General features: G+C 66.6%; 9 protein-coding genes and 1 pseudogene. 8 read left to right on the top strand and 2 right to left on the bottom strand.

Translation table 11 applies throughout. The features are described from left to right. Window positions 1-1,255: pseudogene (locus ASC93_RS24755) on the bottom strand (fumarate reductase/succinate dehydrogenase flavoprotein subunit); the annotation flags it as partial. A gap of 235 nt (window positions 1,256-1,490) precedes the next feature. Here ASC93_RS24755 and ASC93_RS24750 point away from each other — a divergent pair. Next, a complete protein-coding gene (locus ASC93_RS24750) occupies window positions 1,491-2,090 on the top strand; it encodes a dienelactone hydrolase family protein (RefSeq protein WP_056448970.1) in 600 nt (199 codons plus the stop codon). 75 nt (window positions 2,091-2,165) lie between these two features. Next, on the top strand, window positions 2,166-3,284 hold the full coding sequence (locus ASC93_RS24745; RefSeq protein ID WP_056448967.1) for a diguanylate cyclase: 1,119 nt from the start codon (window positions 2,166-2,168) through the stop codon (window positions 3,282-3,284). Window positions 3,285-3,440: 156 nt separating this feature from the next. On the opposite strand, the gene ASC93_RS24740 is transcribed toward ASC93_RS24745, so the two are convergent. Further along, window positions 3,441-5,423, bottom strand: coding sequence for a cation:proton antiporter (locus ASC93_RS24740; RefSeq protein ID WP_056448964.1), 1,983 nt, complete (start codon window positions 5,421-5,423; stop codon window positions 3,441-3,443). A gap of 85 nt (window positions 5,424-5,508) precedes the next feature. On the opposite strand from ASC93_RS24740, the gene ASC93_RS24735 reads away from it, so the two are divergent. From ASC93_RS24735 to ASC93_RS24710, 6 genes are read left to right on the top strand one after another with little or no spacing between them, the layout of a single operon-like run. Further along, window positions 5,509-6,531, top strand: coding sequence for an SIS domain-containing protein (locus ASC93_RS24735; RefSeq protein WP_056448961.1), 1,023 nt, complete (start codon window positions 5,509-5,511; stop codon window positions 6,529-6,531). After that, entirely contained in the window at window positions 6,531-7,064 is a 534-nt protein-coding gene (locus ASC93_RS24730) for an HAD family hydrolase (protein WP_229412865.1), read from the top strand. The genes ASC93_RS24735 and ASC93_RS24730 overlap by 1 nt, the downstream gene beginning before the upstream one ends. Before the next feature lie 19 nt (window positions 7,065-7,083). Then, window positions 7,084-7,686: an LPS export ABC transporter periplasmic protein LptC gene (gene lptC, locus ASC93_RS24725; RefSeq protein ID WP_056448958.1), complete on the top strand. Its 603-nt coding sequence runs from the start codon at window positions 7,084-7,086 to the stop codon at window positions 7,684-7,686. Window positions 7,687-7,708: 22 nt separating this feature from the next. After that, window positions 7,709-8,278, top strand: a complete 570-nt coding sequence (gene lptA / locus ASC93_RS24720) for a lipopolysaccharide transport periplasmic protein LptA (protein WP_056448955.1) — start codon at window positions 7,709-7,711, stop codon at window positions 8,276-8,278. A gap of 14 nt (window positions 8,279-8,292) precedes the next feature. Beyond that, window positions 8,293-9,069 carry an LPS export ABC transporter ATP-binding protein gene (lptB, locus tag ASC93_RS24715; protein ID WP_056449230.1) on the top strand — a complete coding sequence of 259 codons (777 nt, stop codon included), beginning with the start codon at window positions 8,293-8,295 and terminating at the stop codon, window positions 9,067-9,069. Between the two features lie 2 nt (window positions 9,070-9,071). Beyond that, entirely contained in the window at window positions 9,072-10,577 is a 1,506-nt protein-coding gene (locus ASC93_RS24710; protein WP_056448952.1) for an RNA polymerase factor sigma-54, read from the top strand. The last annotated feature ends 106 nt before the right edge of the window (window positions 10,578-10,683 follow it).

The raw sequence follows: 10,683 nt of genomic DNA, 5'->3' as shown, positions 1-10,683 counted from the left end.
CGAGCGGCGCCCACACGCGGGCGCGCTCGCGCTCGACCTGGGCCTCGTCGACGCCCGGCAGGGCTTGCGCGGCGCAGTACGCGGCCGCGCTTTCTCCGGCCAGGCGGCCGTAGACGAAGGCGCCCAGCATGTAGTTATGCGGCACGCAGGCGAGGTCGCCGGCCGCGTGCAGGCCGGGAACCGTCGTGCGCGCATGCTCGTCGACCCACACGCCGGACGCCGAGTGGCCGCTGCACAGGCCGATTTCCGAGATGTGCATCTCGACCATCTGCTCGCGGTAGTCGGTGCCGCGGCCTGCGTGGAAGCGCCCGCGGCTCGGGCGCTCGTTCGTGTGCAGGATCGTTTCGATGGTCCGGATGGTTTCCTCGGCCAGGTGGTTCATCTTGAGGAACACGGGGCCGTTGCCGCCCTGAAGTTCGTCGTGGAACTCCTGCATCATCTGGCCGCTCCAGTAATCGCATTCGATGAAGCGCTCGCCCTTCGCATTCGTCGTGTGGCCGCCGAACGGCCCTGTCACGTAGGCGCAGGCGGGGCCGTTGTAATCCTTGATCAGCGGGTTGATCTGGAAGCATTCGATGCCCGACAGCTCGGCGCCCGCGTGATAGGCCATGCTGTAGCCGTCGCCCGCATTGGTCGGGTTCTCGTAGGTGCCGAACAGATAACCGGAGGCGGGCAGGCCGAGGCGGCCGGCGGCGCCCGTCGCCAGCACGACGGATTTCGCGCGGATCACGTGGAAGTCGCCCGTGCGGCAGTCGAAGGCCATGGCGCCGGCGATTTTGCCGCCACTTGCACCGTCGTCCGTCGTGAGCAGCCGCGTGGCGACGAGGCGGTTGGTGATCTCGACGCGCGCCCGTTTCAGGCGGCGGTACAGCACCTTCTTGATGTCGTGGCCTTCGGGCATCGGCAAGACGTAGGTGCCCATGTGGTGGACCTTGCGCATCGCGTAGTCGCCCGTCGCATCCTTTTCGAACTTCACGCCCCAGCTGTCCAGTTCCTCGATCATGGCGTAGCTGTTGCGCGCGTACGCCATCACGGTGGCCTGGTTGACGATGCCGTCGTTGGCGATCGTGATCTCCTTGACGTATTGCTCGGGCGTCGCGAAGCCCGGCACGACGGCGTTGTTGAGGCCATCCATGCCCATCGAGATGGCGCCGCTGCGCTTGACGTTGGCTTTCTCCAGCAGCAGCACGCGCAACTGCGGATTTGTCTCCTTGGCCTTGACGGCAGCCATCGGGCCGGCGGTGCCGCCGCCGATCACGAGCACGTCGACGATTTGAATATGTGTTTCCATGTCGGCTTCCTGAAGCAGTTGGGTGAGTGTCGTGGATGACGCGGAAGGTCGTCATGCTTGCCAGGATGGTAGCGACGGGATCACACGGCGCGAACGAATGATTTCGCGCTTACAAATATGAAAACCGCCTGAGCCGGTCGGCGCATATCGATATGCGGCGGATGCGCTAGACTGTGCGGTTTTCGACGACCCCGACACGATGAATGCACTGATCGTCCTGCTGCACGGCGTGGGCAGCACGCCTGCCGACATGGCGCCGCTGGCCGGCCTGATCGCCGCGCACGATGCCGACGCGCGCGTGGCGGTACCGCCGGCCACATGGCCCTGCGACCGCGGCGGCGCGGGCTATCAGTGGTTTTCGGTGGACGGCATCACGGACGCGAACCGTCCCGGCCGCATCCGCGCGGCGCTGCCGGCGTTCGTCGCCACCGTCGAAGATTTACAGCGGGAATACGGCGTGACGCCGGAACGGACGGTGCTGGCCGGCTTTTCGCAAGGGGCGGCCATGGCGCTGGCCGCGTGCCAGGACCGCTTCCTCGCGCGCCACGTCGTCGCCATCGCCGGCCGCAGCGCGCCGCTGCCGGACGCCTGGGAGCGGCGCACGACGGTCGCCCTCGTGCACGGCCGCATGGACCGTACCGTGCCCGTGCAGCATAGCGAACGCGCCTTCGAGCGCCTCGCCGCGCTGGGCGCGGACGTGCGGCTGGACGTCGTGCCGCGCGCCGTCCACCTGCTGGCGCCGCCGTTGCTGGAGCGTGCCTGGCGGGCAATCGACATGACATCTTGGCAATGTTATTGATCTTGCCTCATCATTTTCGTTTCCAAGGCGCGTAGATTCGCGTAAATTAGGGTTCTTGCTGAAGGGGAACCACACATGCACGAGCGCGGCGCCAGTGTGCGCGAACTCATCGCCGAGAACGAGGCCTTGCGCCGCCAGCTGTCCAGCCTGATCGACCAGGCCGAGGGCAACCACGCCATCATGATGCGGCACCAGGCGTTCGACCTGGAAATCGTCGGCGCGAGCACCTTCCAGGAGCTGGTCGGCACCATCTTCCGCCTGCTGCCCGTGATTTCCGACCTGGACGCGCTCACGCTGTCGCTCGTCGACACGGGCGCCGACATCTACACCGTCATGCACAAGCTGGGCGTGGATTTCGAGGCGTTCCCGAATCTGCTGTTCCACGACGATGGCGACGTGCTCGGCTTCGACCCGCCAGGAGGCCGTGCGCCGCGGCCGCGCCTGGTGCCGTTCGACGCGGCCACGCAGCGCCACGCCTTTCCTCATCCGCCGGCGGGCCTCGCGAGCGTGGCCATGGTGCCGCTGATGCGGAATAAACGGCTGATCGGCAGCCTGAACCTGGGCAGCCGCGACCCGAACCGCTTCACGCCGCTGCTGGGCACGGACTTCGTCGAGCACATGGCATCGATCATCGCGATCTGCCTGGAGAACGTGATCAGCAACGAGATGCTGAAGTACATCGGCCTGACGGATGCGCTCACCGGCGTCTACAACCGCCGCTACATGGACCGCCGCCTCGTCGAGGAAATCGCGCGCGCGCGGCGCCAGTCGTACCGGCTGTCGTGCATGTACATCGACATCGATTATTTCAAGCAGGTCAACGACACGTACGGCCACCTGGCCGGCGACGACGTGCTGCGCGAAGTCGCGGCGCGCATCAAGGCGGAGCTGCGCATGACGGACGCGCTGGGCCGCTTCGGCGGCGAGGAGTTCGTCGTGCTGCTGATCGACGCGGACCTGGAGAGCGCCAGCATGGTCGCCCAGCGCATCCGCGCCAGCGTGGCGGAGCGGCCGTTCCTGCTGCAGGAGGGGCAGACGCTGGCGGTGTCGGTGTCGATCGGTGTCGCGACCCTCGACGATTTCGAGCGCGATCACGCGATCGAAGGCGTGGCGCAGCAGCTCGTCGCGCACGCCGATCAGGCGCTGTATCAAGCCAAAGAGAGCGGACGTAACAAGGTCGTCGCGATGGCGTAGGGTGGGCTCCCCGAGCCCACGCGTGACGCAGGCATGACGCAAACGTTCGCTCCCCGAGCCCACGCGTGACGCCTGCACGACGCAAACGTTCGCTCCCCGGGCCCACGCGTGACGCCTGCACGACGCAAACGTTCGCGTGGGCACAGGGTGCCCACCCTACCGCAATAATCTGCCCTCGGCGCGCGTGACGGCGTTGCCGGTTCCCCGCAACACCACCACGTCCCCCGCGCGCAATGCCATCTCCGGCGTCGGCTCGATGCGTTCGTTCCCGCGCCGCACGGCCGTCACTTCCGCCCCCACTTCGTCCAGTTCCAGGTCCGCGATGCAGCGCCCGACGGCGCCGGCGTCGTCGCGCAAGGTCACCGAATGCAGGCGCACGTAGTTGTGCTCCGTGCCGTCGGCGACGTCGCTGGCGCCGTGGAAGAAACCGCGCAGCGAGGCATAGCGTTCGTCGCGCGCGGCCTGCACGCGGTGCACGACGCGGCGCAGCGGCACGCCCATCACGACCAGCGCGTGCGAGGCCAGCATCAGGCTCGATTCCAGCGCTTCCGGCACGACCTCGGTGGCGCCGGCCTTTTTGAGCACGTCCAGTTCGCGGTCGTCGTGGGCGCGCACGATCACGGGCAGCTTGGGCGCCAGCTCGGTCACGAGGTGCAGTACCTTCACGGCGAGCCGGGTGTCGGCGAACGTGATCACGAGGGCGCTGGCGCGGTTGATGCCGGCCGCGATCAGGGCTTCGCGCCGCGTGCAGTCGCCGTACGACACGTTGATGCCGGCCGTGCGCGCTTCCTGCACGCGCTCGGGGTCGAGGTCGAGCGCGTACCACGGCAGCTTTTCTTCCGACAGCAGGGTGGCGAGCGACTGGCCGCTGCGCCCGAAGCCGGCGATGATCACGTGCTTCTGCGTGGCCATCGTGCGGCTCGCGAGCTGCGTCAGCTGCAGCGATTGCAGCATCCATTCGTTGGCCGCGATCTTCATCACCAGCTTGTCCATGTGGGCGATGACGAACGGCGCGGCCAGCATCGACAGCACCATCGACGCGAGCACCAGCTGGATCACGAACGGCGGGATCAGCTTCGAGCCCGACGCGAGGTTCAGCAGCACGAACCCGAATTCGCCGGCCTGCGCGAGCGCGAGGCCGGTGCGCATGGCGATGCCGTCGGACGAACCGAAGGCCTTCGCCAGCAGTGCGATCAGCGCGAATTTCAGCATCACCGGCACGATGAGCAGCAGCAGGACGATCCACCAGTTGGCGAGCACCAGCTGCACGTTCAGGAGCATGCCGATGGTGATGAAGAAGAGGCCCAGCAGCACGTCGCGGAACGGCTTGATGTCTTCTTCCACCTGGTGTTTGTAGGGCGTCTCGGAGATCAGCATGCCGGCCACGAACGCGCCCAGCGCCATCGACAGGCCCGCGTGTTCCGTGATCGCCGCGGCGCCCAGGGTCACGAGGAGCAGGTTCAGCATGAACAGTTCCTGCGAGCGGCGCTTGACGACGACGTTGAACCACTTGCGCATGACCTTCTGGCCGAAGAACAGCAGCAGCGCCAGCACGGCCGCGGCCTTGATGCCGGCCCAGGCCAGCGTCATCGCGAGTTCCTCGGCCGGTTGCGCCAGCGACGGGATCAGGATCAGCAGCGGGACGACGGCGAGGTCCTGGAACAGCAGGATGCCGATGATGCGGCGTCCGTGCTCGCTTTCCAGTTCGAGCCGCTCGGTCAGCAGTTTCGAGACGATGGCCGTGGACGACATCGCCAGCGCCCCGCCCAGCGCCAGCGCGGCCTGCCAGCCGACGTGCATCGATGGGGGCAGGTAGCGCGTCAGCAGCGAAGCCAGCACCGTCACGGCGATGGTGAGCACGACCTGCGCGAGCCCGAGGCCGAACACGATGCGGCGCATGGCGCGCAGCTGGGCCAGCGAGAATTCCAGCCCGATCGAGAACATGAGGAAGACGACGCCGAATTCGGCCAGGGCCTGCGTCGTCGAACCGTTGTCGGCGAGGTCCAGGGCGTGCGGCCCGATCAGCACGCCCACCGCGAGATAGCCCAGCATCGGCGGCAGGTGCAGCATGCGGAACGCGACGACGCCAAGGACGGCGCTGCCCAGCAACAGGAGCGTGAGTTCCAGGCCCGACGTCATGTGAAGACCCTGAGGGACGGCGGATTGTTGTTGTTTGTTACGTCTGGCAAGTTTTTTGCTTTCCCAATTCGGCTATACTTTGACTATGAGTGTAACCGATGAAAAAACAATGCTGACAAGTTTTAATGCGGCCCAGGCAGCCCGGGCGCTGGAACTGGCCCGCGAGGCGCTGGATGTCGAAGGCGAAGCGATCCGCAAGCTGGCCGCGCGCCTCGGCCGCGACGACAGCGTGCCGCGCGCCGTGGCGCTGATGATGGCTTGCCGCGGCCGCGTGGTCGTCACCGGCATGGGCAAGTCGGGCCATATCGGCCGCAAGATCGCGGCGACCTTGGCCTCGACCGGCACCCCGGCGCTGTTCCTGCACCCGGCCGAAGCGGCCCACGGCGACCTCGGCATGGTGACCGCGCAGGACGTGCTGATCGCGATCTCGTATTCCGGCGAAAGCAGCGAGCTGGCCGTCGTGATCCCGGCCGTCAAGCGCATGGGCGTGCCCGTGGTCGCGATGACGGGCAAGCCGGAATCGACGCTGGCCCTGGCGGCGGACGTGCACCTGGACGTCTCGGTCGAGAAGGAAGCCTGCCCGCTGAACCTGGCGCCGACCGCCAGCACCACCGCGACCCTCGCGCTGGGCGATGCGCTGGCCGTCGCGCTGCTCGAACTGCGCGGCTTCAAACCGGACGACTTCGCGCGCTCGCACCCGGGCGGCGCGCTGGGCCGGCGCCTGCTGACCCACGTGCGCGACGTGATGCGCAGCGGGGACGCCGTGCCGAAAGTGAAACCGGACGCGCTGCTGACCGATGCGCTGCTGGAAATCTCGCACAAGGGCATGGGCATGACGGCCGTCGTCGACGACGCGGGCCGCCCGATCGGCGTGTTCACCGACGGCGACCTGCGCCGCCTGATCGAGAAGGCCCAGGATTTCAGCAAGCTCGTGATCCGCGACGTCATGCATGCGGACCCGCGCCGCGTGCATCCGGAACAGCTGGCGGTGGATGCCGTCGCCGTGATGGAAGAATTCCGCATCAACCAGATGCTCGTCACCGACGCCGCCGACGTATTGGTCGGCGCGCTGCACATCCACGACCTCACGCGCGCCAAGGTGATCTGATGGTGACTCCGCTGGCACACATGGAGCGCGCGGCGCGCGTGAAAGTCATGATCTTCGACGTCGACGGCGTCCTCACCGACGGCAGCCTGACCTATGGCCCCGACGGCGAAGTCACGAAGACGTTCTACGTGCTGGACGGCCTCGGCATCCAGCTGCTGAATAAAACGGGCGTGCAGACCGCGATCATCAGCGCGCGCACGTCGCCCATCGTCATCAGGCGCGCGGCCGACCTCGGGATCACGCACGTGTTCCAGGGCCAGCACGACAAGCGCCTCGCGTTCGCCGACCTGCTGAACAAGACGGGCGTGACGGCCGAGGAATGCGGCTACATCGGCGACGACGTGATCGACCTGCCGCTGTTTACGCGCGTCGGTTTTGCGGTGACCGTGCCGAGCGGCCACCCGGAAGTGCAGCACCGCGCCCATTACGTCACGAAGAACCCGGGCGGCCGCGGCGCCGTGCGCGAAGTGTGCGACATGGTGATGCGCGCCCAGGGCACCTACGAACAGGCGCTTGCGCCGTATTTCGGCTAATTTCGGGATAAGCGCAGCCATGGCCCCTGCCAACTACAAGCGAACCGCGCACCGCTGGCGCCTGCTGGCCCTGATGCTGACTGCCGTGTTTTTCGCGTTCGGCAGCTTCTGGCTCGTGCAGGTGATGCAGGGCGAGGAGACCACGCCGGGCGCCAACGCGGGCAACGAGCCGGACTACATCGTCGACAACTTCAGCTGGGTGCGCATGTCGGAGGCCGGCAAGCCGCGCTACGTGATCTCGGGCGAGCGCCTGACGCACCGCCCGGCCGACAACACGGCCCTCGTCGACAAGCCCGTGGTGCAGAGCCTCACGGCCGAACACCCGCCCATGACGATGACGGCGGAGCACGCGCTCGTCAACCAGAACCAGAACCAGATCGACCTGACCGGCAACGTCGACATCCAGCGCCCCGGCAACGCGACGTCGCAGCCGCTGCGGATCCGCACCGAGGCCCTGACCTTGCTGACCGACGACGAGATCGCCAAGACCGACCGGCCGGTCCACATGACGCTCGGCAGCGCATCGATCGACGCCGTGGGCATGGTGGCCAACAACGCCACCCAGCAGATCGCGCTGGGCGGCCGCGGCTCGGCCACCTATCCGCCGCGCCCGCCGCGCTGAAGCCAATTGAGAGGATAAACGAATGAAGAAAATACTCGCCGCCGCCATCTTCCTGCTGGTGCCGCTGGCCGCGTCGGCCGAGAGGGCGGACGCCCTCAAGCCGGTCAACATCAAGTACGACAAGGCCAACAGCGACCTGGTGACGCAGAACTACGTCGTCACCGGCAACGTGATCATCACGCGCGGCACCATGATCCTCAAGTCGGACCGCGCCGAAGTCAAGGAAGCGCCGGACGGTTATCACACGTTCATCCTGACCGCGGATCCGGGCAAGCTCGCGACCTTCCGCCAGAAACGCGACGGCGGCCCCGACCTGTGGGACGAAGGCCAGGCCCAGCGCATCGAATACGACGAACGCAACGACCTCGTGAAGCTGTTCTCGAAAGCCATGATCCGCCAGCTCGAGGGCCAGAAGGTCACGCAGGAAATGGACAGCGAATTCATCTCCTACGATAACCGCAAGGAAGTGCTGGTCGGCCGCAACGACGCCAGCGGCGCGGACAAGCCCGGCAATGGCCGCGGCAGCATCACGCTGCAGCCGCACCGCACGCCCGCGCCGGCCGCGGGCGCCACGCCGGCGGGCAAGCAATGACGGAGGCGCGCACGATGGAGGCCCGCACCGACATTCCGCCGGCCGAATGCGGCGGCAGCACGCTGGTCGTCAAGGGCCTGCAGAAGAGCTACGGCAAGCGCCTGGTGGTGCGCGACGTGTCGCTGCAGGTCGCGTGCGGCGAAGTCGTCGGCCTGCTGGGCCCGAACGGCGCCGGCAAGACGACGTCGTTCTACATGATCGTGGGCCTGGTGCCGTCCGATGCCGGCAGCATCGACATCAACGGCACCGACGTCACGAGCCTGCCGATCCACCGGCGCGCGCTGCTGGGCCTGTCGTACCTGCCGCAGGAAGCGTCCGTGTTCCGCAAGCTGACGGTGGAAGAGAACATCCGCGCCGTGCTGGAATTGCAGCGCGAGAACGGCAAGTCGCTGAGCAAGACGCGCATCGCCGAGCGCCTCGACGAACTGCTGGCCGAGCTGCAGATCGAAAAGCTGCGCGAGAGCCCGGCCCTGTCGCTGTCGGGCGGCGAGCGGCGCCGCGTGGAGATCGCGCGCGCCCTGGCGACCAATCCGCGCTTCGTGCTGCTGGACGAACCGTTCGCCGGCGTGGATCCAATTGCCGTCATCGAGATCCAACGTATCGTGCGCTTCCTGAAGGAGCGCGGCATCGGCGTGCTGATCACGGACCACAATGTGCGCGAGACGCTGGGCATCTGCGACCGCGCCTACATCATCAACCAGGGGGCGGTGCTGGCATCCGGCCGTCCCGACGACATCATCGCCAATGAATCGGTGCGGCGCGTCTACCTGGGCGAACACTTCCGAATGTAGTCATGAAACAGACGCTGCAACTCAAGACTTCCCAGCACCTTGCACTGACGCCCCAACTCCAGCAGTCGATCCGGCTGCTGCAGCTGTCGACTCTCGAGCTGCACCAGGAAATCGAGCAGGCCCTGAGCGAGAATCCGTTGCTCGAACGGCTCGACGATCCGCTCGACCGCTCCGTGCGCCTGCTGGCCGACGGCGCCATCAACAGCGCACCGGCATCGATGCAGGCCGGTGAGGCGCCGGCCGCGCAGGGAACGGGCACGGAGGGCGGCGCGCCCGCCGAGAACGGCAACGGCGAGAGCGGCGCCGATGCCGGCGGCGACAGCGGCGAAGGCGCCGGCAGCGAAGGCGGCGAGGACTGGGGCGAATTCGGCCGCAGCAGCGGCAGCGGCGGCGACGACGAGGACGGCCGCCCCCAGCTGGAAGCGAGCCCCGTCACCTTGCGCGAGCACCTGATGGAACAGGTGCGCATGACGTGCTGCGCGGCGCGCGACTGCGCGCTGGTGGAGCTCGTCGTCGACGCGCTGGACGACAATGGCTATCTGGAAGAACCGCTGGAAGACATCCACGCGCGCCTGCCGGCCGAACTGGAGATCGAGTTCGAGGAATTGCGTATGGCGCTGGCCCTCGTGCAAAGCATGGACCCGCCCGGCGTGGGCGCGCGCAGCGCGGCCGAATGCCTGGCCCTGCAGATCCGCCGCATGCCGGGCGTACCGCTCGTCACGCGGCGCATGGCGCTGGTCATCGTCGAGAAATACCTGACGTGGTTCGCGCAGCGCGAGTTCAACAAGCTCAAGAAGGCGCTCGACTGCGACGACGAAGACCTGCGCGAAGCCCAGGCCGTCATCCGCCAGTGCAATCCGCATCCGGGCGCGGCGTTCGCGTCGGATGTGTCAGACTTCGTCGTGCCGGACGTGATCGTGCGCCGCGCCAAGGATGGCTGGAGCGTGCAGCTGAACCCGGAAGTGATGCCGCGCCTGCGCGTCAACAGCGTGTATGCCGCGCTGATGAAGCAGGGGAAATCGGACTCCCAGCTGGGTGCGCAGTTGCAGGAAGCCAAGTGGCTCATCAAGAATATGCGGCAGCGCTTCGACACGATCCTGCGCGTGGCCCAGGCCATTGTGGATCGCCAGCGCAACTTTTTCTCGCATGGCGCAGTCGCAATGCGGCCCCTTGTTTTACGTGAGATAGCTGATACACTAGGTCTACACGAGAGCACAATTTCTCGAGTCACAACTCAGAAATACATGCTGACCCCGCACGGCATGTTCGAGTTGAAGTATTTCTTCGGGAGTCACGTTGCCACCGAAGCGGGAGGCGAAGCATCGTCGACGGCAATACGGGCTCTCATCGTACAACTCACAGGAGCAGAAGACCCCAAGAACCCTTTATCCGACAGCAAGATCGCGGAGATGCTAGGGGAACAAGGAATGGTTATCGCGCGGCGCACGGTCGCCAAATACCGTGAGGCGCTGAAGATCCCTCCCGTCAGTCTCCGCAAATCCTTGTAGCAAGCTCTTGCAGCAAGCTCTTGCAACAACGCTGCCTCCATGCCCGGATGCGCGCACGGCACGGCAGCGAATCTTCAAAGGAGTGTGTATGAATCTCACCATCAGC

Origin of the sequence: Massilia sp. Root335 (genome assembly GCF_001425685.1) — a bacterium.
GTDB classification, from domain to species: domain Bacteria; phylum Pseudomonadota; class Gammaproteobacteria; order Burkholderiales; family Burkholderiaceae_D; genus Telluria; species Telluria luteola.
This window is presented reverse-complemented; position numbering and strand designations above follow the sequence as displayed.